Annotated in this window: 27 protein-coding genes, 1 riboswitch and 1 other annotated feature; of the genes, 10 read left to right on the forward strand and 17 right to left on the reverse strand. The window is 37.1% G+C overall.

The features are described from left to right. Positions 1 to 21 precede the first annotated feature (21 nt). Entirely contained in the window at positions 22 to 216 is a 195-nt protein-coding gene (locus tag ACZ76X_RS04040) for a hypothetical protein (protein WP_000958869.1), read from the reverse strand. 179 nt (positions 217 to 395) lie between these two features. Here ACZ76X_RS04040 and ACZ76X_RS04045 point away from each other — a divergent pair, with 179 nt between their 5' ends. Continuing rightward, a complete protein-coding gene (locus ACZ76X_RS04045) occupies positions 396 to 755 on the forward strand; it encodes a DUF3796 domain-containing protein (protein ID WP_479849632.1) in 360 nt (119 codons plus the stop codon). After that, positions 743 to 943, forward strand: a complete 201-nt coding sequence (locus tag ACZ76X_RS04050) for a helix-turn-helix transcriptional regulator (protein WP_479849633.1) — start codon at positions 743 to 745, stop codon at positions 941 to 943. The genes ACZ76X_RS04045 and ACZ76X_RS04050 overlap by 13 nt, the downstream gene beginning before the upstream one ends. Before the next feature lie 99 nt (positions 944 to 1042). On the opposite strand, the gene ACZ76X_RS04055 is transcribed toward ACZ76X_RS04050, so the two are convergent. From ACZ76X_RS04055 to ACZ76X_RS04075, 5 genes are all read right to left on the reverse strand, one after another. Beyond that, a complete protein-coding gene (locus tag ACZ76X_RS04055) occupies positions 1043 to 2005 on the reverse strand; it encodes a tubby C-terminal domain-like protein (protein ID WP_479849634.1) in 963 nt (320 codons plus the stop codon). A gap of 172 nt (positions 2006 to 2177) precedes the next feature. Further along, positions 2178 to 2888, reverse strand: coding sequence for a YjjG family noncanonical pyrimidine nucleotidase (locus tag ACZ76X_RS04060; protein ID WP_479849635.1), 711 nt, complete (start codon positions 2886 to 2888; stop codon positions 2178 to 2180). A gap of 175 nt (positions 2889 to 3063) precedes the next feature. After that, the gene (locus ACZ76X_RS04065) at positions 3064 to 3996 is read right to left on the reverse strand and encodes a phosphotransferase family protein (RefSeq protein ID WP_479849636.1); all 933 of its coding nucleotides are present in this window, start codon (positions 3994 to 3996) and stop codon (positions 3064 to 3066) included. Positions 3997 to 4110: 114 nt separating this feature from the next. Then, on the reverse strand, positions 4111 to 5130 hold the full coding sequence (locus tag ACZ76X_RS04070; RefSeq protein WP_479849637.1) for a tyrosine-protein phosphatase: 1020 nt from the start codon (positions 5128 to 5130) through the stop codon (positions 4111 to 4113). A gap of 265 nt (positions 5131 to 5395) precedes the next feature. After that, positions 5396 to 6118 (reverse strand): GNAT family N-acetyltransferase, encoded by a 723-nt coding sequence (locus tag ACZ76X_RS04075; RefSeq protein ID WP_479849638.1) that lies wholly within the window; start codon positions 6116 to 6118, stop codon positions 5396 to 5398. Between the two features lie 123 nt (positions 6119 to 6241). Between ACZ76X_RS04075 and ACZ76X_RS04080 the strand changes: the two genes are divergently transcribed. Both ACZ76X_RS04080 and ACZ76X_RS04085 read left to right on the forward strand, forming a co-directional pair. Beyond that, positions 6242 to 7081, forward strand: a complete 840-nt coding sequence (locus ACZ76X_RS04080; protein ID WP_479849639.1) for a DUF2785 domain-containing protein — start codon at positions 6242 to 6244, stop codon at positions 7079 to 7081. An 18-nt stretch (positions 7082 to 7099) separates the two neighbouring features. Continuing rightward, on the forward strand, positions 7100 to 7549 hold the full coding sequence (locus tag ACZ76X_RS04085; protein WP_479849640.1) for an NUDIX hydrolase: 450 nt from the start codon (positions 7100 to 7102) through the stop codon (positions 7547 to 7549). 41 nt (positions 7550 to 7590) lie between these two features. Here the strand turns inward: ACZ76X_RS04085 and ACZ76X_RS04090 are convergent, their stop codons facing one another. The 4 genes from ACZ76X_RS04090 to ACZ76X_RS04105 form a co-directional block, all read right to left on the reverse strand. After that, positions 7591 to 10080 carry an FtsX-like permease family protein gene (locus ACZ76X_RS04090; protein WP_479849641.1) on the reverse strand — a complete coding sequence of 830 codons (2490 nt, stop codon included), beginning with the start codon at positions 10078 to 10080 and terminating at the stop codon, positions 7591 to 7593. Beyond that, entirely contained in the window at positions 10077 to 10835 is a 759-nt protein-coding gene (locus tag ACZ76X_RS04095; RefSeq protein WP_479849642.1) for an ABC transporter ATP-binding protein, read from the reverse strand. The genes ACZ76X_RS04090 and ACZ76X_RS04095 overlap by 4 nt, the downstream gene beginning before the upstream one ends. Next, positions 10828 to 10977, reverse strand: a complete 150-nt coding sequence (locus ACZ76X_RS04100) for a hypothetical protein (RefSeq protein WP_000633429.1) — start codon at positions 10975 to 10977, stop codon at positions 10828 to 10830. The genes ACZ76X_RS04095 and ACZ76X_RS04100 overlap by 8 nt, the downstream gene beginning before the upstream one ends. 74 nt (positions 10978 to 11051) lie before the next feature. Further along, positions 11052 to 12050 carry a tryptophan--tRNA ligase gene (locus ACZ76X_RS04105; protein WP_479849643.1) on the reverse strand — a complete coding sequence of 333 codons (999 nt, stop codon included), beginning with the start codon at positions 12048 to 12050 and terminating at the stop codon, positions 11052 to 11054. 195 nt (positions 12051 to 12245) lie between these two features. Continuing rightward, positions 12246 to 12454, reverse strand: a binding site (T-box leader). 150 nt (positions 12455 to 12604) lie between these two features. On the opposite strand from ACZ76X_RS04105, the gene ACZ76X_RS04110 reads away from it, so the two are divergent. Next, the gene (locus tag ACZ76X_RS04110) at positions 12605 to 12916 is read left to right on the forward strand and encodes a hypothetical protein (RefSeq protein WP_479849644.1); all 312 of its coding nucleotides are present in this window, start codon (positions 12605 to 12607) and stop codon (positions 12914 to 12916) included. Between the two features lie 64 nt (positions 12917 to 12980). On the opposite strand, the gene ACZ76X_RS04115 is transcribed toward ACZ76X_RS04110, so the two are convergent. Together ACZ76X_RS04115 and ACZ76X_RS04120 are read right to left on the reverse strand one after the other, a co-directional pair. Then, positions 12981 to 14102, reverse strand: a complete 1122-nt coding sequence (locus ACZ76X_RS04115; protein ID WP_479849645.1) for an AI-2E family transporter — start codon at positions 14100 to 14102, stop codon at positions 12981 to 12983. 63 nt (positions 14103 to 14165) lie between these two features. After that, on the reverse strand, positions 14166 to 14414 hold the full coding sequence (locus ACZ76X_RS04120; RefSeq protein WP_000539720.1) for a GlsB/YeaQ/YmgE family stress response membrane protein: 249 nt from the start codon (positions 14412 to 14414) through the stop codon (positions 14166 to 14168). A 127-nt stretch (positions 14415 to 14541) separates the two neighbouring features. Between ACZ76X_RS04120 and ACZ76X_RS04125 the strand changes: the two genes are divergently transcribed. After that, the gene (locus ACZ76X_RS04125) at positions 14542 to 15003 is read left to right on the forward strand and encodes a GNAT family N-acetyltransferase (RefSeq protein ID WP_479849646.1); all 462 of its coding nucleotides are present in this window, start codon (positions 14542 to 14544) and stop codon (positions 15001 to 15003) included. 38 nt (positions 15004 to 15041) lie between these two features. After that, positions 15042 to 15184, forward strand: a riboswitch (cyclic di-AMP (ydaO/yuaA leader). A gap of 97 nt (positions 15185 to 15281) precedes the next feature. Continuing rightward, complete coding sequence (locus tag ACZ76X_RS04130; protein WP_000945246.1) at positions 15282 to 15425, forward strand: hypothetical protein; 144 nt, start codon at positions 15282 to 15284, stop codon at positions 15423 to 15425. A 54-nt stretch (positions 15426 to 15479) separates the two neighbouring features. Here the strand turns inward: ACZ76X_RS04130 and ACZ76X_RS04135 are convergent, their stop codons facing one another. The 4 genes from ACZ76X_RS04135 to ACZ76X_RS04150 form a co-directional block, all read right to left on the reverse strand. Further along, complete coding sequence (locus ACZ76X_RS04135) at positions 15480 to 17717, reverse strand: collagen-like protein (RefSeq protein ID WP_479849647.1); 2238 nt, start codon at positions 17715 to 17717, stop codon at positions 15480 to 15482. Between the two features lie 23 nt (positions 17718 to 17740). Then, positions 17741 to 20248 (reverse strand): collagen-like protein, encoded by a 2508-nt coding sequence (locus ACZ76X_RS04140; RefSeq protein WP_479849648.1) that lies wholly within the window; start codon positions 20246 to 20248, stop codon positions 17741 to 17743. Between the two features lie 148 nt (positions 20249 to 20396). Next, positions 20397 to 21152, reverse strand: a complete 756-nt coding sequence (locus ACZ76X_RS04145; RefSeq protein ID WP_479849649.1) for a class I SAM-dependent methyltransferase — start codon at positions 21150 to 21152, stop codon at positions 20397 to 20399. Positions 21153 to 21193: 41 nt separating this feature from the next. Next, positions 21194 to 21736: a CGNR zinc finger domain-containing protein gene (locus ACZ76X_RS04150; RefSeq protein WP_479849650.1), complete on the reverse strand. Its 543-nt coding sequence runs from the start codon at positions 21734 to 21736 to the stop codon at positions 21194 to 21196. Positions 21737 to 21848: 112 nt separating this feature from the next. On the opposite strand from ACZ76X_RS04150, the gene ACZ76X_RS04155 reads away from it, so the two are divergent. The 3 genes from ACZ76X_RS04155 (at position 21849) to ACZ76X_RS04165 (ending at position 23897) form a co-directional block, all read left to right on the forward strand. Continuing rightward, entirely contained in the window at positions 21849 to 23048 is a 1200-nt protein-coding gene (locus ACZ76X_RS04155) for an MDR family MFS transporter (protein WP_479849651.1), read from the forward strand. Positions 23049 to 23200: 152 nt separating this feature from the next. Next, positions 23201 to 23581, forward strand: coding sequence for a hypothetical protein (locus ACZ76X_RS04160; RefSeq protein WP_479849652.1), 381 nt, complete (start codon positions 23201 to 23203; stop codon positions 23579 to 23581). 76 nt (positions 23582 to 23657) lie between these two features. Continuing rightward, a complete protein-coding gene (locus tag ACZ76X_RS04165) occupies positions 23658 to 23897 on the forward strand; it encodes a DUF3923 family protein (protein ID WP_144574996.1) in 240 nt (79 codons plus the stop codon). Positions 23898 to 24014: 117 nt separating this feature from the next. Here the strand turns inward: ACZ76X_RS04165 and ACZ76X_RS04170 are convergent, their stop codons facing one another. Beyond that, entirely contained in the window at positions 24015 to 24563 is a 549-nt protein-coding gene (locus tag ACZ76X_RS04170) for a DUF2179 domain-containing protein (RefSeq protein WP_098668961.1), read from the reverse strand. Between the last annotated feature and the right edge of the window lie 187 nt (positions 24564 to 24750).

Here is a 24750-nt window from a genome sequence, read left to right on the forward strand (position 1 = left end):
ATTTTTTTATTTTTTCAGTTTTTAACCTTTGAAATAAATATACAAACCTAATCCAACGATTAAAACGACAGCTAGTATAATATAAATCATCGTAAGCCTTCTAATATTCCCCTTTGTCGCTTTACTATAATTTGCATCACCGTTTCGCCCAATTAACACCGTCGCCACTACAGTAATGACTACAAGTAATACAACGATCATGATCCAAGTTAACATGCCTTCCTCCCCCTCCTTACAACCATTTTACAATATTATCCTCTTCATTTCGCAGTATATTTCCTCTTTTTACTATTATTATGAAAAGAATTGGAAAACTATTATTACTATACATTTTCACATGTGATATATTTATAACATAACGTGAATTATTTCTAACATTGAAAGGAGAGTCTATCGTGAAAACAACTTGGATAAAATATTTAGGGTTTCTCGGTTTCTTCGGTTTCCTCGGCTTTTTTTATGAAAAAGGATTGTTTACTATGTTTTGTTTCTTCTCCTTTTTCACATCGTATAGAACGGTTCAACACGATGAACTATTTGAACAAATCGTCAATAAATCGTGCCGCAATGCCTTTATCGTTACATTACTAACTACCGCTATCATTCTGTTTATTGAAATGTTATTTCCAAACCCGGTACTACAAGAGATTGATATCGCTCTTATTTTCAGTACACTCATCCTTACGTTCGGCTTCTCTATGTTCTTTTACGATAAACCTGTTGATGAAACGGAAGATGCGCCATGGCATTCGTAACGAAAATAAAAGAATACCGCACCAAATTCAATATGACACAAGAAGATTTAGCAAAGAGCGTTGGCGTACGCCGTGAAACAATTAGCCATCTCGAAAAAGGAAAATATAACCCTTCCTTACAACTCGCTCACGATATAGCGAAGGCACTTCATAGTACGATTGATGAGATTTTTATTTTTGAGGATTAATAAAGTGAAACTTTAATCAGTGGGGGTCTTACTGCCCATTAAAGTGGGATAAAAAATACCGGCATTCTTTCCATGAAGAATGCCGGTATTTCTCATTTATCACCCATACAAAACAGCATGAAATACCCCTAATAGTAAGTATTGATCCTCTATATAATTCTCATCATATACACTCATCTCAATATCATACATATCTTCCTCAAGACGAATATTCCAATCTGCGATTACATAGCCGTTTCGTAATAACTTTCCAAGTCCAATTGGAGTTTTGTGAACAACATATTCTTCCCTCTTATATGTAAAGGTAAATAAGAAATTTGCATCTAATAACTTTCCGTCACATATAAGTATTTCATGCTCTGCATCATGATGATCGATGTACGTTACTAAAATCCTTCTTTGACGCTGCCTACTTACATCCTTTGCAATGACACGAATATTTTCCTTACTATCCTTTATTTCATAAATAATGTTACTACCGACTTTCGGAATAAAGTCTAGCACTTTCATCAACGTATTTTTATAATAGCCCCGTACTGCGCCTACTCTTTCGCTTTCATTATAAACTTCTATCGACGTTGTATCCGCTTTACTATCACACAGTCGCTTGTAAGAAAGCTGCATCATTCGCTCTCCTCGTAAGTACTGATCAAACGTAACGGGATATTTTATCGCGCGCAGTTCCTTATTTAGCTCATTCAAATAACGCCCAACGCTCTCTACTAATGTTGTAGTGGATATACGCTCTTGCAGTTCAAATTGTTGCCAACTGGAAGCAACTCTCCACTGATCTTCCTCTTCATATACGAATCCGAGAATTACTTCTTCACGATCACTCGTTTCATAATTCAACTGTTCGTTCTGCCCATGTTGCACTTGTTCCATCCACTGACCTAAATAAATACCGAGCTCTGCGACCTTTATGCATGACTTCTGGAAAAATACGCTGTCACTCGCGCGAATTGTTAAATCCCCTTCAATAAAGCCATTTGCATAAGCCGCATACCGTGACTCATCCTTTTGTGGAATATTTTTGTCTAACTCAAATAAAAACGTTAACATTCTTTACTCACCTCTAGTTATTACACCAATCGTACCTATACATTGAACGCAACTCAAATTATATCGACGATTTTTCCAATATATCTACCGTAACTCAAAATATATCAACGATTTTTTCGATATATCGACGATTCGACAAAGAATATCGACTTATCGACAAATATCAACACGATTAAAATGAGGCTACCTTTTCTTCCGCCACTTCTACAATTTTTAAAATTTGTAGCAAACTCTCCACTTCATAAGTCGGCTTAACACTTGCCCTATTTTCTTTCAAACTAGGATTATACCAACATGTATCAATGCCGTAATCTTCTCCGCCTTTCATATCAGAAGTAAGCGAATCTCCAACCATTAATACACTTGATGTATCCGTAATCCCAAACTTTTCAAACGCATAATCAAAAATCTCACGTGCTGGTTTTTGATGACCAACCTCTTCTGAAATAATAATATGATCAAAGAAATTACATAAAGGCGAATTTCCAATTCTCGATTGTTGCACCTTCGTATATCCATTCGTAATAATACCTAACTTGCAATCTTGTAGTTTCTCACATAATTGCACTGCACCTTCTATAAGATGTACTTCTTTCCCTAAGTTTTCAAGGTATACATCGCTAAATTGCTGTGCATCTACTTCTATATTATGAATGGCAAATAATTGTCTAAATCGATCTACCGCTAATTCACTTAGCGTAATCATTTTATTTTCTAAATCTCTCCATAATCCATTACTAATCTCTTTATAACTTGCAAGATAATCATTATACCCTGTAGGCATCCCAAACTGTACAAACGCATTATGTAACGCGTGTCTTTCCGTTTCAGGGAAATCTAATAATGTATCGTCTACGTCAAATAATATAACTCTGTATTTCATGATGTTCTCCTCAATTCTATTTCAAAAATTCATTTCCATAGCTTATAAAGTGAAACTTTAATCAGTGGGGGGGTCTTTTTCCCCCACTGATTATTAGTTGAACCAATCGGACTTTTATGGGCAGTTGATCCCCCACCTAAATTCTTTGCTCTCGCTGAATTTTGAGGTGGGGGTCTTACTGCCCATTAAAGTGGGATAAAATTTTATATATTTCGTGATGGATTGCTTTAACCCGCTCTTTATAGAATACACCTTTATCTTCTATTTTCAAATGTGCTATAAATAAGTTTGCAAGCATGACTGCTGTATCTAACCTATAAAATAAACTAACAATATGAGAAGTAGCGTTAAAGATACTATCATTCTTATATCCATCTTTAAATTCATCCCAACTAACCTCATTTGTTTCAGCTATTCTCATAAGCTCCAGTAATGGGTGACCAATGAGAGCGTTATCCCAATCAACTATCGCTTTAACCTCTCCATTATACCCAATTAAATTGGCAGGTCGAACATCCATATGTAGTAAACACTTTTGATGATCTGCTGTACTAAGAATCTGTTCAATTGTTTTCGTATCTGGAAGTTTCATTCCACAGTTCGTGATTGTATGAAACCCTTCTATCCGTTTCACAATTCGTTCTGCTATATACTTACTAATGGGCTCTCTAATGTTTTGTCCGTAATGTAAATCATCAATTGGCATACTATGAAGCTTACTAACTAACTCGCCTATTTTGTACGCAGAAATTGGAATATGATCGGTACACACACAATCCGAAATTAAAAAATCAAGTTCGGTAGAAAGATGCAATCCGTGTATTTTTGGCACTGGAATACCTTTTGAATGACAAAAACCAGAGAGCTCTGCTTCCTTTTCTAATGAAATCCGACTATTAAATAAATCTTCATTTATATTTTCTACTTCTCTCTCCCACGGCACTCGAAAAGCTAAAGCTCCCTTTTCTGAATCTCCCCGAAAAACAATATTTTGCACTCCTGTTCCAATCACCTTTAAATTCTGAACAGCCAGTTCCTTATAATCTTGACTTAGTATTGTTGCTAGCTTCCCTTTTAACCCCTCTGCTTTTACACGTGTATGAATCATTTTATCCCCCGATTCTTAATTTCTTTTCATCCCCGGTGCACAACAACCCTCATAAACAAAATTATAACAACAATAAGAAAAGGAGGCTAACCCAATCAGCCTCCCTCCTCATTATTAATCCTCTAGCAATAACTCTTTCATTTCCTCTAACGACTCTTTCGTAAAGCCAAGTGCTTTTTCAGCATACGCTTCAACTGAACCGTATTGCTTTTTCAATTCATCAATCGCAGCTTGTAAATACTCAGCACGCGCTTCAAACATTGCACCTAATATCGCTCTGCTTTCGTCGTTTTGTAGTTTTGCACCTAAAAAGGCCATCATTTTTTCATTTAACTTTTCACGGAAACCGTTACTTAGTAAGTAGTCTTCCATTACTGTTTTTTCTGGTACACCTAGTAAAAGTAATAATAATGCTGATCCAAATCCTGTACGGTCTTTTCCAGCTGTACAATGGTTTACTAACGGTAAGTTTTCCGGGTTTTGCGCTAAGTTTAAGAAACTCACGAATGCCTCATTACCACTTACGAAATCTTGATTCATTTTCACAAGATACTCACCTGGCTTCCCTAGCATAGAAAGGTCACCAACTTGGAAAAACTCGTTTATATTTAAATCTTTCGCTAAGTCTTGCATAACTGGTAAGCACACTTGACGAGCGCCTGTAATTTCTGGGTTTGGCTTATGCTTTACCTCAAAGTCTGTACGGTAGTCACAAATTAACTTTAAGCCAGACTTTTGTAAATAGTCGATATCCCACTCTGTTAGTCCTGCTAATTCTTCAGAACGGTACAACTTGCCCCATTTTACTTTACGGCCTTCAGTCGTTTCATACCCTCCCATATCACGGAAATTAAATGCGCCTTGTAATGGCAATCTACGCTCAGCTACTGTCACTGCTTGTCCATTACTTCCTACTAGTCTAAAATATGAACGCTCATTTTCACTCGGGTTTACAAGTGTACATGATGATTCTCCATTCACCGTTGCAAGTAACTCTCCAGTTTCTTCAATATGATTTGGTGAAGTACTCCAGTAAATGCGAACTTCCTCTATATTATTTCCCCACTTTATTTGTAACGTATTATCTTCGTTTCTTTCTACAGTTGCTTGTAACCCATTTCTTTGCTGCTCCATTCTTTCACCAACACTTTCTCATATAATCGAATCTTTCTTTATTGTATTATAGGAATATCTATTTTGTCGTTCTCATTTTTCTTTTTATCTTACAAAGAGGCAAAAAGTTCTTTTACTTGTTCATAAGTTGTACACGGATTCCCTCGAAAGACATACGCAATTTGTTCATCACCTAAATCTTTATATACAACTGTCCCGCGATCAGGGTGCGAATAAATAGTCCCCTCCCGCTATACGAGTTCGAGAATATAGACCATTCCTCCTCCTAAAACACCCTCACATATCGCTCAGTACAACTTAGCAGCTGACATCCATTCTTTTCAAAAACATCCTTCATCCACTCATTTTGTACATTTGTCTCGCCAATATAATAAGATGCACCTATTTCTTTTAAGACAAACATTGCTCCTGTAAAGAATGCTGCTTCGTATCCTTTATTTCGCATATTTGGAGCGACTGCGAAAGACATGAGTTTTCCTTCTTCTAACGTTCCTCTTTCAATATGCGGAATTACAATTCCTATCGGCTGTTCACCTACACTCGCGGTTAAACAATGTTCTTTCCATTGCTCGCCAATTTCTTGTAGCATCATATTTACAAATTGATCATAAGTGACGTGCTCTTCCGTCATTTCGTTCCAAAGAGAATAAAATGTATCTTCTCCTACTTCTTCAATCAGCTTAAAATCAATTTCACTTTCTACATCTTCTACTTCATATATATCCTTAAACACAATCATGTTTTCGGTAACATATTCAAATGAATACGTTTCGAAACATTTTTTATACACATCGTAATTTGGACTTTTTGAAGAAATCTCAAAGTGTAAGTTTTCTATTCCATCTTTTTCAACCTCAGCAACGCAGTATTGCACCATTTCCTTTAATTGCGCTTCTGTAAAAGGCTCTGCATTATTTTCTTTAATTATGATAGAAGAAGCATTTCTTCTTATTTTAAAATGTTTTTCTAACTGTTCTATAGTCATCATATACTTCCCTCATCTATGTCATACTCGAATTTCTATTTGTTCTCCTTGCATGAGCAGGATTGTCCTTGAATATATAGAATACTAGAAAACATCGCATCTTTAAAGTGCGGAGGAGGTTCTCCATTGGATATTACAGAGCTGCAACAACAGTTAGAGCTTATACAACAAAATGATTATACGCAACTGCAACATATAGATATAAATGAGTTAACACTCAACATGCTTCAGTATATCGGAACGACTGATAGTTACGTTCGTTACCAACTTATATATAAATGTTTTGCACATTTCATTCATCATGAATTCCTTATGGATGATCAGCTAAAATTACTGTTGCAAACTTGTTTAAGTGATGAGTATTTATATTGTGACATTTACTCCCCACATACAGATGGGGTTTTCACACGTTCTTACACTGTTTCGTTAATTGCGTTAATACTCCAATTCGCTAACTCGCACTATTTTTTTACAGAGGAGGATATCGAAGACATAAAAAACAAACTCATTACATACACAAACTTAGAAATGGATTTTCGAGGCTATATTGAAAATAAAGGATGGGCTCATTGTCTTGCACACGTATCTGATGCCTTTACTGAAATTGTTCACAATTCCTATACGACTTTTGAGTGGTATGAAGAATTAATTCATTGTTTATTAAATAAAATCTTCATTCCATCTGACCTTTTTCATAACAATGAAGATGAACGAATTGTTACGCCGTTACTATCGATGCTATATCATGACTTCCCGCAAGATGATTTAATTTCAATTATTCATAAAAAAATAAAAAGGCTTCCTCAAATTAGAAAACGCCTTTCGCTAAATGAATATTGTATTTTATGTGCCAACATTAAAACCTTTTTACGCACATTATTTTTCAGAACGAAAGATGACCATAACTTAACCTTTACTGCACGTAAAACAGAAAGAATGTTAAAAGAACTTCCTCACTATTATTAACATATAAGGAGAACAAATATGGGGTATATTGAAGACATGAGAAATTTAGTAGGAAATCATCCACTTATTTTAATAGGTTCACACGCTATTATAGTAAATGAGAAAAATGAAATATTATTGCAACTCCGTACAGATTTCAACCGCTGGGGCATTATTGGAGGCGCCCTAGAATATAACGAAACGTTAGAAGAAGCTTTAAAACGAGAAGTATATGAAGAAACTGGACTTATTATTAAAAATCCAGAACTATTCCGTACATACTCAGGACCTGATTTCTTTCAAATCTATCCAAACGGCGATCAAGTACACGGTGTACTCGTTGTTTATATTTGCCGTGAATTCCATGGTGAGCTTGTATGCGACCAAACGGAATCAAAAGAACTGCGCTTTTTTCCACTTGATGAGTTACCTAGTAATCTTCCTTCTGTTATTGAGAGGATTGTTACGGACTTTCGGAATTCGAATTGAATTATTGATATAGTCAAGATGGAATTCATCTTGACTATATTTTATTTATTATCCTTATTTAACTCTTGAACAATATCCCTTTTTCCTATTCTATTAGCAAAAGGAATAAAAATAATAAGGACCATTCCGAACATCCCCACTATTACCGTTACGATAAGTTTGAAATCAAAATATAACGGTGTACGATCTATTATACTTACCATATAGGTCAATAATATCCCTATTACAGCCCCTAGTATAATTCCAATAAGTACATATAAATGAACTTGTGTCAAAATAACTTGTACAATCCCTTTTTTCTTAACTGTTATTGCTCGTAAAATCGCAAACTCTTTTCTTTTAGATTGAATATTATTTATAAGTGTATTACATACCCCTAATGTTACACTAAACAAAATTACTACAATAACAACAATGAAGATGGACCACCTTTGCTGAAACATTAAATTAGATTGCTTTAACGATTGAGTATAACTACTTATTTTTAATTGTGGATATTGGCCTTTCAATTTCTTTAATTGCTCCAACGTCTCTCTCTTATTATTTGAACTAATAAATGCACGCTCAAAAACTGTATAATCTTGTTTATATGTTACATTACTCCAATCCATGAGCACCGAAGGCGAATTCGGTAGCTCATTAACAATTAATCCGATTTCTACCTTACTAGTCGGTCTAACCTTTTGTTCCTGTTCTGAAAATAGCCCCAATTGAACAATATCACCTACATGAAGTTTATGCCGCTCTGCTAACCCTTCTGTAATAATTATACTATTTTCCAAATTTGCAGGTACTTCTGGCAGTAATCCTTGCTTTTCCATTTCCTTCAAATCACCTAAATTATAGTCAAAAGTAATATATTTTTCACCTTGCTTTAATTCTGCCAGTGAGTTCGTACTAATCGTACTAGCTCCTTTTACACTACTTATTTCTTTACATATATTTTGTATATGAGGTGAGGTAATTGTTGAATCATTATTCAAACGATTTTCTACAACAATATGTGTTGGAAATTCTCGTTTTAAATATCTTTCATTATTTTTTTGCATCGTTTTAAATATAGTGGATCCAAATACAACTATCACCATCATTGTACTTATCATTAAGATAACAAATGTATTTTTCCTTACTTGCGGAATTACATTTTTAATAGCGACAAATGTGTTCCTTCCAAATACTTTTTTCATTAAAGGTAGACATGCTAGTAATATCGAAGAAAGATAAATCGGAAATAAAATATATACTCCTAAAACGAGAAATATAGCTCCTATTAATATCACTATTGCCTGCGTATCTCCCGCATTTGCTACAAAGCCACCAAAAACAGTTAAAAATATACTACTAATTAAAAGGAATTTCCCCATAATACTGCGTGTTTTTTTATTAGAAAAGTCGGATTCTTCATTTTCGCGCATAAGCTTTATTGGCAATATTTTCGAACTTCTGTATGAAGGATATAACATAAACACTTCAATAAAAAAGATACTACAAACCATCGTTATAGTTGCTACTTCATAATCAAAATTCATTGATTTAATTTGAAAAGCAAATATATGCTCTAGCCAACTTTGTAAAAAACGGTTACTGATTATAGCTAGTAACAGACCAAATATTCCACCCAAAAAATTAATTACACTACATTGAATAAATATAACTTTAAACATTTGTTTCGTTGTTGCTCCCATTGAACGCATAATAGCAAATTGACTCTTATATTTATATAAAAACACTTCAAAATTAGACATCAATAATAACGCAGTAATAATTAGTATTAATGCAGATAAAACGATTATAAAAATATGTAATGATGCTAAATTACTTTTTAAAAACTCATCTTCCTCCGCAATATCAATTCTTAATTCTTTGTCTATTTTATGAATTTGACTAGACAAAGCTAGTACATCTGCATTCTCTTTTGCTTTTATCAACACATAAGTAGCCTCATTGTGTTTACCCGTTTTTTCATATACGTGCTGTTTCACCGCACCTTCCGATAAAATGAGTATATCTGGAGCTGAACCTCCAGCTTCTATATCAGGCAACACTTCTTTTACTACATAGGATTTATTTTCTATTTCAATCTTTTCTCCAATTTTTACTTGTAAAGTTTCTGCTAATCCATCATTTAATGTTACTTCCTCATTTGATAGATTTTTAGAAAAGTGATATCGACTTTTAGATAACGAATCATTTTGAACACCTACTGTATAAATAGCTGTATTCAATTTATTCACTTGCAAATGATTTACTAATACTTTTGACATGTATTCAATATTGTCTTGTTCCTTAATATTTTGTAGTAAAGATTTATCCATCAATTTATTTTGATCAGGGTTATATCCAACAGATAAATCCATATCTCCATATAATTTTTTAACTTCATTTATAACAGACTGCTTCGCATGACTCGAAAATACAATCATCGTAACAATTAGAGAAACAGCTAACATAACGCTAACTATAGAGGAAATAGCAGTATATTTATTCGTCTTAAAAAAGCGTAAACTTAATCCTCGTACTGATTTTATCATTTTGATTTCTCCATTAATTTTTTAAATTTATCTAAAATAATATTCATATCATTTACTTTATGAGAACACGTATAATCATCAACAACTTCTCCATTATGAAAGAATAGAACCCGATCTGCATACGTAGCAATGTGGGGATCATGAGTAACAAGAATCATGCTTTGATTAAATCTTTGTTTCATATCGACTAGTATTCGTAAAATATCATTAGACGTATTGAAATCTAAATTTCCAGTAGGTTCATCTGCAAGAACAATGGGAGGAGATGTTATTAACGCCCTACCTATTGCAACACGTTGTTGTTGTCCTCCAGAAAGCTGAACTGGTCGATGATTTCTCCAATTTGCTAAACCAAGAACATCTAATATTTTATTGGTTTTTTCTCGTATCTCCTCTTCTGAATCAGTTGATAATATGAGAGGTAACGCAATATTTTCTTCTACAGATAAATCCTTTAATAAATGGAATGACTGAAAAATAAATCCTATGTTATCCCGCCTGTACTCCGTTGCATATGGTTCAACAAACATATTTGTAGGCACTTCACCATTTACATAGATAACCCCCTCATCAGGCTTATCTAGAGCACCAAGAATGTTTAGTAATGTACTCTTTCCAGATCCACTCGTTCCCATTATGGCAAGGAGTTCTCCTTTATTTAACTCCAAAGTTACATTTTGTAACGCCTTAACATTTGTATCTACACTCTCATATGTTTTACTTAAATCTTGAACTGCTAACACAACTTCACTCATCATTATTCACCTCAACATTATTAAGTTTTATTCCCTCCACCAAATTAACCTGAATTAAAATTTTTTCTTTTAAATTACTAGGTGGTACAATTTCTGTTCCTATTTGGAATAACAACACTTTTAACTCGAGAGTTGTAATCATTTCTATCCCTCCTCACTCTATATTGGTAACAAATTGAAATTTCGTTCGTTTTTTTATAAAAAATAAGGGAACGCTTAACGTCCCCCTTCAAATCCAATCCGTTTTTTAATTTCCTCTAAATTTACTTTCGCCATTTCCCTTGCCCGCTTAGCACCCCTTTCTAATGCTTCATATAATAAATTCGGCTCATTCATATACATAGCGTATTTTTCACGAGGTCCAGCTAATTCACGGTCTACAACGCGAAATAACTCTTTTTTCACATCGCCCCATCCAATGCCAGTTTCATACTTTTCACGCATCCACTGTATTTCATCTTCCATCGCAAATTCTTTATAAATCGTAAATAACGTTTCTAGTTCTTTCGGTTCATTCGGAAGTGAGGAGTCTGTTTTAATTTTAAATATTAACTTTCGTAGTTTTTCTTGCTCTGCAAATAATGGGATTACATTCCCGTAACTTTTACTCATCTTTCTTCCATCAAGGCCTGGTAATATGGCACCTTCTTCTTGTATGACATACTCTGGAAGCCTAAATGTCGTGCCGAATGTATGATTAAAATACGTCGCAATATCACGCGCAATTTCAATATGTTGAATTTGGTCTTTTCCAACTGGTACATGAGTTGCTTGAAATAGTAATATATCAGCAGCCATTAAAATCGGGTACGTATATAGCCCCATATTCACTCCGGCATCGACCTCTAAACCCGCTTCTTTATTTTGCTCCACCTTCGCCTTATACGCATGGGCACGATTCATAAGCCCTTTCGGAGTTAGGCAAGCTAATATCCAAGCTAATTCTAGAATCTCCGGCACTTCTGTTTGCCTGTAAAAAATAACATCTTCACCAAGCCCGAGTGATAACCAAGTAGCTGCTACCTCTTTCGTATAACTACTAAACTGACTTGGATCATGTACAGCATTTAACGCATGATAATCAGCTATAAAATACAATGCTTTTCCTTCATTCTTTTTCGACATTTGCAACGCAGGTTTAATCGCGCCAATATAATTCCCTATATGCGGATAACCTGTCGGCTTAATCCCTGTTAACATTATTTTGTCACTCAACCTAACTCCTCCTTTCTCAAAATAAAGTGAAACTTTAATCAGTGGGGGTTTTCTTCATCCCCCGCTGATTATTAGTGAACCAATCGGACTTTTAGTGGCAGTTGATCCCCTACCTAAATTCTTTTCTTTCGCTGCATTTTGAGGTGGGGGTCTTACTGCCCATTAAAGTGGGATAAAAAGAGTCTCCCATCCTATAAAAAGGACGAGAGACTCCCGTGGTACCACCTTCATTAGCTATCATTCATAGCTCACTTCAACTTCTTAACGTGAAGTAACCGTCTTTGCCTACTCATTTCAGCTAGAAGCTCCAGAGCCCATTCCATATTCATCCCTTACTGATTTTCACCACACATCAGCTCTCTGAAAAGTTTCGAATATGTACTCTTCTCTTTCATTGCTTTTCGTTATTTTTTACAGTTTATCACATTTTCTGTTCACAAAAAACTGAATTTTCTTTTTGTTAAGTTTTAATAATAGTAATTACCAATTTATTCCGAACGATATATAATCAATATATATAGAATCGATTTGCACTACAAAAACGAGGTGATGTCATGGGTTGGTTTACTAAAAAGAATGATGGAAAGATTGATACGTTTAATAACGATGATAAGGCGCAAGATGATACTTTAGGGGTCATTATACATTTCACACCTGTCGCTATATATGTATACACTTGTGATGAGTACATAGAAACGTTTGACGGTGCACTCACTTTTGAAAATGAAAACGGAAACCAAGTAGAAATCGGGGGTACTTTCATTTCTCTTGAAGTTGATGCTAATTTTCGCATGGACGATTTATTATTTGTTTACAAACTACAGGAAAGCAATCTACCTATTGTTGAATTAAAAGCCTACGCATAAGGTCAATTTGTCTACTATAGAAAGAGTAAAAAAGCTAGAACAGTAATATCTGTTCTAGCTTTTTTCACGTATTCAACTTAACAAATCTATACCCATGCGTCACTAGCACTTTTAATATCGCATATCCTGGGATTGCTAAAATAATCCCCATAATACCGAATAAGTTTCCTGCAGTTAAAATAATAAAAATGATAGTAATTGGATGAATATCTAACTTTTTCCCCATAACTTGCGGAGAAATAAACTTACCTTCTGCTAATTGTACAACCATCATAACGACGATTACTTTTAACACCATTGCTGGTGAGTCAATAAACGCAATAATTAAAGCTGGTGTAATTGCGATGATTGGCCCTACATACGGAACGATATTTACAATCATCGCTAAAATAGCAAGGAGTACCGCATATTTAATACCGATAATAAGATAACCAATTAATAGCATAATTCCAATAAACAAGCTAACGATAATTTGCCCTCTAATATACGAGCTAATCGCATAATGCATATCATCTAGTATTCTCATCGCTGCTGGCTGTCTTTGTTCTGAAATAAACTTTAAAAAATGATTCGGTAACTGCTCACCATCTTTTAAAAGGTAGAACAATATAAATGGAACCATTACAAATGTTAAAACGACCTCTGTAATAGTACTTAAAAATCCAGTTACATTTCCAGTTACTGATGATAACGACTTCGTAAAATCAACTGTGTAGTCTTTTACCATACTCGCTACATCGATATTTAAATTCTCCTGAATTTTCCCTAATAAATTACTTTCTCCAAATCTACGTGCTGCTCTCTCAATTTCATGACCGAAATACGGTAAGTTATCTATTAATGCATCAATTTGATCTTTAATAATAGGAATAACCGTCAAGACTAAAAATACAAACAAGCCTATTACTATTAAATATATAGAAGCTATCGATACAATTCTTGATACACCTTTCTTTTCGAGAAGCGAAACGAATGGATGCAAAATATAAAATAGTACACCCGCTAATAATACGGGGAAGAAAATTGTCTTTAAAAAGACGATAAACGGTGTAAAAACAAATGATATTTTTGTTAGTAATAAAATATTAATGAACAATAGTGCAAACCCAAGTAGCACCGATAAATAATTGTGTTCTCTAAAAAACTTTTTCAACTTATCTCTTTTTCTTATATTTAATTTCTCCAACGAAACCACCTCTTCGAAAGATGAAAAGCCCTTATTCAGGGCTTTTCATCATAATCTATATCTCTATTTCTTTGCAGCTTTCACTACAAATGATACAATAAGAATTAATACAATTGCACCTAATAATGCTGGCACAACATGAATCCCACCAAATGATGGCCCAAAAGATCCAAATAATCTACCGCCTAACGAAGCACCTAATAAACCTGCGATAATATTTCCAAACATACCACCCGGAAAATTTTTACCCGTTATAGAACCTGCAATTGCACCTATAATAGCACCAACTATTAATGTGATAATCCATCCCATTTTTAGTCCTCCATTTCTATTATGGTGTATTTCTTTTTCATACTAAATTGTTATGTAATTATTATATCCAAAAAAGAAAAATCTTGTCAAATCTATGAAAATAAAGTCTAGAAGGAGGTTTTGCCATATGATTCAAAAATTAATAACAACTTCCCGCAACACCGCTACTTCTATTTTAAACATTCAAATACCCGCTTATGAAATCGAGGCAAAATATATAAATAGTACGGCTATCCCTCGCCTTTATGATACTGTAGCCGATATTCAATCCTGTGATGAAATGTTTTACGGCTATTTTTATGAAGATACACTTGCTGGGTTTATTTCTTTTAAAGTAGATGAAGAGGAAGTTGATATTCATCGTTTAGTAGTATCTCCTGATTATTTTCATAAAGGGATTGCAACAAAACTACTATTATATGTATTTGACATGTTCTCCCCTTCCCAAACATATATTGTACAAACAGGGAAAGAAAATACCCCTGCTCTGTCTTTATATAAAAAATATGGATTTATGGAAGTAAAGGATATCATGTTACCCGATGGTGTAGTTTTAATCTCCCTTAAAAAATCAGAAAACAACAAATAGTTTGACTTAACAATTTACTTATGTTATCTTTTACTTTATAAAACCTTTTGCTGAGTCCAAATTTTGGAGCGGGGGAACCATTTTTGTAGCTATGCTACTTGGGGCGAATCTTATTTAAGTAGGGAAACTCTCACTTCCCGAGTCCGACAGCTAACCTCGTAAGCGTAATGGGAGAGGAAGGTGCTTTTTGCCTATGTTACACATTTTGCCTCCTTAATTATAAATATGGGATCGATACCAAATAGTCACCTATATTTATAGAAAAGGAGAAATGTAAAATGTTACGTTTATCTGATCACGCAATAAAAATGATGGAGCAAAGACTTCGACTCGAACAACACCGCACATATCAAGCAAATAAAGTTGTAGATAACTTACATCACAAATACTTCTTTCAACATATTTTCCAGCCGAAAAGATAAAGAGAAAAACACAATGTGTGTCTACAAAGACACACCTTGTGTTTTTTATATTTTTTATAATATTCTCACTACATTTAAACTTGCCGTAATCGCACCTGCTATAGTGGTCACATGCCCTACACCTAACGGACCATTTTGTAATATTAATGTTGAATTGGCACTCGTTACATTTACAAGAAGCGTATTTGAAATGGCTGGTTCGATTACTACCGTTGATGTCGTCACATTTTGTATGAAACTCCCTGTTACTTGTGTTCCATTTAATAGCAACCTAACAGATACTGTTTCGTTCCCACCAGTCGCGTCCCCTTGGAAATAGTAGCTTACTAAATATATTCCTGGTGTGGATACTGTGACAGTTGTAGCACTAGTTAAAGATACACCAGTTCCATATACAGTGGATCCAGAATTAATCGGAATGTTGGCATTTGCTGCAATTGTACTTATTGAGGTAGAGAAGAAATAGCCGCCACCTGTTGAAATGGCAGACGTTCCAGTTGCACCTGTTACGCCGGTTGGGCCCGTAGCACCTGTTGGGCCTGTTACTCCCGTTCCTCCTGTTGCTCCTGTTATTCCTTGGATTCCTGTCGGTCCTGTTGCTCCAGTCGCTCCTGTCGCTCCTGTTGCGCCGGTTGCTCCCGTCACACCTTGTGGACCTTGAATACCTTGTATGCCTTGTGGACCTGTTACTCCCGTCGCTCCGGTTGCTCCTGCCTGACCTGTTATCCCTTGTGGACCTTGGATTCCTTGCACGCCTTGTGGACCGGTTGCTCCAGTCGGGCCTGTTGCTCCAGTTGCTCCCGTTACGCCTTGTGGTCCTTGAATTCCTTGAGGACCTTGAGGACCCGTTACTCCAGTCGCTCCGGTTGCTCCAGTTGCTCCGGTTGCACCCGTCGAGCCAGTTATACCTTGTATGCCTTGTGGTCCAGTCGGGCCTGTTGGACCAATCGGACCTTGTATTCCTTGAATGCCTTGAATGCCTTGTGGACCGGTTGGACCTTGTATCCCTTGTATTCCCTGAATTCCTTGCGGGCCTGTTGCTCCAGTTGCTCCCGTTGGACCCTCTGGACCTTGTACGCCTTGTATTCCAGTCGCTCCCGTTGGACCTATATCTCCCTGCGGCCCCTGAATTCCTTGTATACCTTGCGGACCGATTGGACCTGTTATTCCACTTGGGCCTTGCACTCCTTGTAAACCCTGAGGACCGGTTGGACCCTCTGGACCTTGTATTCCTTGAAGGCCTTGTAATCCGGTTGGGCCTGCCTGCCCCATTACTCCTTGCTCACCTTGTATTCCTTGGATACCTTGCGGACCGGTTGGACCAATCGGACCTTGTGCCCCTTGCAAACCTTGCGGACCTGTCTGCCCCGTTGCTCCTATCGGTCCCTGTACTCCTTGTAAACCTTGTAATCCGGTTGGACCCGTTGCTCCGGTTGGGCCCGTTGCAGATCCAGTTGGGCCCGTTACCCCTGTTGGGCCGGTAGCGCCAGTTGGACCCGGATCCCCTTGCAAACCAGTTGCACCGGTTGGGCCTATTATACCTTGCACGCCTTGAATTCCTTGAGAGCCGGTTGGACCAGTTACCCCCATCTCACCTTGTGGACCTTGTAAACCTTGAACGCCAGTTGCACCGGTTGGGCCCATTGGCCCTTGTTCTCCTTGTATTCCTTGTGAACCTGTTGGACCAGTCGGCCCGATTGGTCCTTGAATACCTTGTATTCCTGTTACACCTTGTAAACCACTACTTCCTAAATTCCCTTGAACACCTTGTATACCGGTATTCCCTGTCGGACCCGTTGGACCAATTTCTCCTTGCACTCCTTGTATACCTTGTATTCCGGTTGGGCCTGCCTGCCCCATTTCTCCTTGCATACCTTGAACACCTTGTATACCAGTTGGACCTGTTTCTCCCATTGGCCCTGGTATTCCCTGTATCCCTTGTATTCCAGTTGGTCCAGTTGGTCCCCTTTCCCCTTGCACTCCTTGAACACCTTGAATTCCCTGTGGACCTTGTTCCCCCATCGGTCCTTGAATACCTTGAGCACCACGTGGTCCCGTTAAGCCAGTTGGACCCGTTGGACCAATTTCTCCCTGCACCCCTTGCACTCCTTGAATTCCTGTAGGACCTGTTGGACCAATTGGCCCTTGTACGCCTTGTATTCCTTGTGGTCCAGTCGGTCCACCTAAAGAACCTGTCGGACCCGTTGGACCTGTTGGCCCCGTAATACCTGACGCTGGAAAAGGAATAGGTGCTTGAAACTTACTACACTTATCTTGATCCCTCACAAGCATCTCCCCCCGTTATAACTAACGTGTCAAACTATTTTTAATACATTTAAACTAGCAGTTATCACACCAGATAATGTCGTTACATGACCAATAGCTAATGGGCCATTTTGTAAAGACAAAGTTGCATTTGAAGAAATAACTTCAATAACCATCGTATTCGAAACTGCTGGTTCTAATATAAAAGTACCTCCTGTAACATAAAAAATAAAACTCCCTGCGACTTGTGTTCCATTTAAAGTAAGCCTCACTGAAATCGTTTCATTTCCAGCAGTTGGATCACCTTGAAAATAATAGCTTACTAAATATATTCCCGGCGTACTTAACGTTACAGTTGTTGCATCGGTTAAACTAACACCAGAACCAAAAGTTGTAGATCCTGAATTGATTGGTATGAATGCATTCGCTACAATTGCACTCGTTGAAGTAGAAAAGAAATAACCACCACCGCTAGGTAAGCCAGTCGCTCCTGTTGCACCTACAATTCCTAAAAAACCTATAGGCCCTTGACTACCTGTTGCGCCAGTAGAGCCCGCAGCTCCAATCGGACCTTGACTACCTTGCGCTCCGGTTGGACCTACACTACCGTTCCCCCCTGTCATTCCCCTTGCTCCAGTTGGTCCTTGTATTCCTTGAATACCTTGCACGCCTTGTATTCCGGTTACCCCAGTTGCACCGGTAGGCCCTGTCATTCCTGTACTTCCTTGTATCCCTATAATCCCTTGAACGCCTTGTATTCCTTGTGCCCCGGTCGCTCCTGTTTCTCCGGTCGCTCCTGTTTCTCCCGTTACACCCGTAACCCCAACATTTCCTTGTGGTCCTTCGGGTCCCTGAGTACCTTGTGCCCCTTGCACTCCTTGTGGACCAGTTATCCCATTTTCTCCCAAATTCCCCTGAGGACCTCTAATTCCTTGTGCCCCTGTCGGACCGGTAATTCCTTGTATGCCTTGCATACCTTGAGAACCTTGCGCTCCTGTTGGTCCTACTATACCTTGTATGCCTTGAGGCCCTTGTAAACCAATTGCGCCTGTCGGACCTATTATTCCTTGAACTCCTTGTATGCCTTGAGCACCTTGCGGACCAGTCAATCCATTTTCTCCTTGTATACCTTGAGGTCCTTGTATTCCTTGAACGCCAGCTGCTCCTGTTATTCCTTGAACTCCTTGTATGCCTTGTGGACCTTGTGGACCGGCATCTCCTGTTTCTCCTCGTATGCCTTGTGGACCTTGGGCTCCCGCCGCTCCTGTTGTGCCTGTAGGACCTATTATCCCTTGTAACCCTTGTATTCCTTGCGCTCCTGTTGGACCTGTTACTCCTTGTATTCCTTGCACACCTCTAGGTCCTTCAGCACCAGTTGGACCGATTTCTCCCTGCGGACCTTGTATGCCTATTGGACCTTCTACACCGGTTGCTCCCGTTATTCCTTGTAAACCTTGAGGACCTTGTGCACCTTGTACGCCAGCTACACCAATTCCCCCTTGAGAACCTTGTGCTCCCCTTACGCCTTGAGGGCCAGTAGGACCCGTTATTCCTTGTAAACCTTGCGCTCCTTGGGGACCTTGGGGACCAGTTACACCTGTAATACCAGCTTCACCGGTTGGACCTGTTGGCCCTCCAGGTGGACCAGGCGGGCCTGATGGACCAGTCACTCCACTAGATGGACCAATCGGACCGGTTATTCCTGTTGGTCCTCCAGGTGGACCTTCTGCACCTTGTGTACCAGTAGACCCAGTTGCTCCTGTTATTCCTCGCATTCCTTTTGCTCCTTGAAAACCTGTGGATCCGGTTATCCCTTGTATGCCTTGAATACCTTGCGGACCTTGAGGACCTATTACCCCTGTTATCCCCCTTATTCCACTTATACCTTGCGGACCTTGTATTCCAGTAGAACCAGTTGGGCCTGTTACTCCTTGTATCCCTTGATCACCTTGGTGCCCTTGCTCTCCAGTAATTCCTTGTATTCCTTGTGGACCTTCTTCTCCTTGTATACCTGTCGTTCCGTCCTCACCTTGTATTCCTTGCGCTCCTTGAGGACCTTGAGGACCAGTTACACCTGTAATACCAGTTTCCCCTATCTCTCCTTGCATTCCTTGTGCTCCTGTTGGTCCTCGCTCGCCTATTTCTCCTTGTATTCCTTGGGCGCCTTGTATACCTTGACTACCAGCAGGGCCTGTAATTCCTTGTATTCCTTGCACACCTTGTAATCCAATATCCCCAACAGGACCTTGCTCTCCAATTAATCCTTGAGGACCTTGTAAGCCGACCGGACCAGTAATTCCTTGCTCTCCAGTATCACCAACGATACCTTGTATTCCTTGCGCTCCTGTTGTCCCTCGTGGTCCTTGTATCCCCCTGATACCTTGAGGACCTTGTGGACCAGTTGCCCCTGTAGGGCCAGTAATTCCCGGAGGCCCGACCGGACCTTCATGCCCTCCAGTTGGACCCGTTGGACCACTATCACCTGTAGGGCCAGTTGCTCCTATAAGCGGAAGAGGCAGTGCCACTCCAAATTTTTTGCACTTTCTATGACGACGCACAACAATCCCCCTTCCCCAAAAATAATTACACCTTTTATATGAAATGCATTTTTATAAGAAAAGTACACCTCTGACCTCATTTTTAAAAAAATAAAGAAGCCTATCATTTCATCTATTTGAAACGATAGGCTTCTTTTTATAAAACAATTTACTTTCTCGCCTTAATAATAAAGGTAGTTGGTAAAATTCTAGCTTTATATAACGAATAATATTTCGTAGACGGTGTAACTAATTCTTCATCAAACGCGCTAGATGGTTCAGGCTCTTCAATTCTCTCAATTGTAAAACCCGCTCGATTTAACTCATTTATGTATGTACTTATTTTTCTCTTATATAATGTCGCTTGTACATTCTCGCCTTTAAATGTTTCAAACGTAATAGGCGTTTCCTCATGGTAAGAAGACTTGAAAACAATTTCTTCTGTACCATACTGTAAATTTGAATATACTGGATGCTCCCAGCTAAAAATAAAACTTCCTCCTGGCTTTACATATGAATAAATTAGTTCTAACGTTTTCCCTAAATCCGAAGTCCAACCTAATGCATAAATCGAGTACACAATATCAAAATACCCTTTCGGAATATCCGATTCTTCTTCCATTGCTCCGCATACTAACTTTGGATTCCAACCCTTTAACGTTTCATTCGCTGTTTTAATTTGTTCACTGGAAAGATCAAGACCCCATAACTCTTCCGCCCCATGCTCTGCCATATATTGTAGCGAATGCCCACTTCCACACCCAATATCAAGAACCTTTTTATTTCTAATTGAATCGAACAAATGAATCTCATCTTCAGACGCTGTATACGGACCATATTTCGGCAAACAATCTACTTGAAAGAAATAAGGTGCAACTGTGTCCCAACACTTTTTATTTAAAGTTAACATTTGTGTATCCTTCATATTCTACATTCCCCCATCCCATTTTCTTCCCCTAATTTAAATTACACATTATAACCTGATCTTCCTTTTCTCTTCGCCCGGTAATTTTTCACTTTCGCAATCGTACCGCACGCTCTTCCTCCTTCTTCTCCAGCGTACATACCGCACCATCTTTTACTTCCATTTCGTGAATTGTCATAAAATACCCAGCGGCAATCTGGACATGCTTTTAACCTCCCCCACAAATGTTCTTGAACTGCCATTAAAACAATGCTTAATACTTTTGTATATATATTTTCTTCGCGCATTGGTTCATACGTAATACCTTCCATATCTTCCTTTACATGTACATGAAATGGATATTTCTCTAACCACTTTTGCAATGATCCTCCGCCTTCAATCGTCATCCGAATATCTTCTCGAAAACTTTTTAATTCCTCTATCGTATGAAACGGAAACTCTTCATGAAAATGTTTGTTCATAAATTGCTTTATATCATCTTCGGTCTGCAACAAATCAATTGCTTCTCTCGTATCATTTGGTATTTTCCATGTATTTAAAAATTCCCGAATATATTCTAGTTCATTTGGTGCATTTTGATTCAATTCCATCCACCTTCTTCTTAAAATTTACTTTTTTCTGACTTTATGTATAATTATAATATAAAATAGTTAACCATCAAATTATTTTACTGGTTACAACATTAGGAGGAGTTCTATGAAAAGTTTCTCAATACCGATACGTTTCATGCTTATTTCTTCATTTTTTATGTCTTTTGGGTATTTTGCGGTATACGCATTTTTAGCTATTTATCTATTAACCTTTCTTCATTTTTCTGCTGTCCAAGTAGGAACAGTGTTGACGGTTATGACAATCACATCACGAGTTGTCCCTTTATTCTCAGGATTAATCGCTGACAAATTAGGCTATATCATTATGATGATAGCCGGATTATCTTTAAGAGGAATTGGGTTTATCGCTTTAGGAATATGCTCTGATTTCTATACCATTTCTATTTCTTCTGCACTTATCGGCTTTGGAACTGCATTTTATGAACCTGCTGCGCGCGCCATATTCGGCTCACAACCAGCTCATACAAGAAAAAAATTATTTATATATTTAAATCTTAGTTTTAATTGCGGTGCAATAATTGGACCAATTGCCGGAGGGTTCTTACTCTTACTCGATCCAATCTATGCTTTTTCTCTAACAGGATCTCTTATGCTGTTATTCGCTTTTATCTTTTACTTACTTAAAAATCACTTCCAAGTCACTACTGATAATACGTCTATCACATTAGGTATACAGGCTATCTTGCAAAACAAGTCTTTCCTTCTGTTTTCATTTATCATGATTTTCTTCTATATTATGTTTACTCAGCTTACTGTCGCATTCCCACTTCATATGAAAAACATTAGTAATAGCAATCAGCTTGCTACACTCGTGATTACGATAAATGCAATAACAGGCGTCATATTTATGGTGTTATTTCGAAAACTATTTCACACGTACAACACGCTATCGATTATTAAATACGGTATTTTATTCATGGGGATTTCCTTTTTACTCATCCCTTTATTCCAGCACCCATATTGGTTATTTATTTGTGTAATTTTATTTACAATTGGTGAAACACTCGTATTACCTAACGCTGATATTGCTATTGCAAATTACAGTAACGAAACCTATACAGCTACTTACTTCGGATTTTATCAACTATCACTTGCATTTGGTTTTATCATCGGTAATTATACCGGTACATCTTTTACAGCCAACTTAAGTGGAATGTATACACCATGGCTTATTTTCGGTGGAATAGGACTTATTGGTTTTATTTCATTGCATATTTTAAATATGAAAAAGGATTTCCTAAAGAAGATATATGCCTACTGTAAAAATACTAATTTACGGCAATAAGTAAACTTTTCAATCTCCCTTAAATTGGATATACGCCTGTTTCCATTTACATATTATGGTATGATAAAAAAGAATGCTAACTAAACATTTACATAAAACACTAGCAGTCTAGCAATGCCAAAATCAAAAATCACTTGAAATCGGAGGATGTTATGAAACAGAAATTAGCTATTCTTCTATTCACCGCAATCATGTTATCTGGATGTTCAACTATAGCAGAAAATTCTTTAGAAACCGGAAATGGCAGTATTGAATTATTAACACCGACGATTACAACAAAAGATAATGAATTAGAAATTAAGACTGAAGGCATTGATGAAAATAAAGTGACTTTTATTTATGTTGCCAATACAAAAGTATTCGAACAAAAAATAAAGAATGGTGAATCTTACAAGCTTGATATTACAGGTATCAAGGATGCTCATCGGACAGACTACAAACCAAGAGTTCAACTTTTACAGAATGAAGATGATGATAAGGATGGAGAAATGGTAACGTTTAAACAAGTTAGATATATAGTTAATAACAACTAATTTTATAGTCGTTTCATTATAAATGTAACGAACGAAAATATACTTTTAACAGAGAAGAAATGTAAGGGGTGTTAACATGAAAAAACGATGGATTTCTTGGTGGATTGGTAACCTATTTTGGATTATCATTTTTGGAATATGGGCTGCTATTATTTGGCTACGCGACGTTGATGGTGCTGGAGTGATTCAAACACCTGAACTTAAATCCTTATCACTTATCGTTTTATTAATCGCGTTTATCATACCTGTATTTATTCAAGTTATATGGCTAATCATGAATTTGAGAATGAGTAGAAAAAATAATTATACGATTTAGTTTTTCAATGAACAGATACATTTTTTTCATAAAAAAGAGAGGAATCTACATCAAATAGATTCCTCTCTTTTACATATGGGCTTATACTGCACTTTTAATACAGCACGATTCCCCTTTTTATGATACATGTTCATCTTTCTTCTTCATTAACGCTCTCTTCTTCATCGCCTTCGTTAAATATCCACCTTTAAATGAACGGATTTCATAAGAAGACATAAACGCTTTCGGTGCAATTTCATTAATAATTTCTAACAGTTCTTTTTCTCTAGAACGCTTTGCAACGATATCTAAGCGATAACGGATAGAATTAATACCTTCGCCTTCAAATACTGTAACGCCAAATCCAGAGTGACGTAATTCATCTACTAATTCATTACAACGGTCTAGTAAACTAACTTGATACGTAATATAACCAATTGCTAATTTATTCTCTATATAACCGCCTAATAACAGTCCCGCACTAAAGCCAATGACATAGGCAACGATGTTCATCCAATTTGATAAATCTTGAAACACAATACCTAAACTGACAATGTAAATAGCTCCCTCTAACAATCCAACAGCAGCAGCGGATCTGGTTTGATTCTTTACAAGCAAAATCGTACGGATTGTTAAAATGGGAACGTAAATAATTTGAAGAACAAAAATAAGTAGCGCTTGTAACATTGGTATCCACCTCTTTCAAAAAGTCTTTTGTCATGATAACATACATAACCTTTAGAAATCGATGGGTTTTTAAATTTTTTTTTATTATTTTTCATACTATTGAAAAACACAAAAAAGAGGCGTATTATATTTGTCGTTAATTTGATTCCTTGTATCATATCGCTAAACTAAAAAAGGAACCCCAATT

This window comes from Bacillus sp. BC05(2025) (assembly GCF_056725905.1).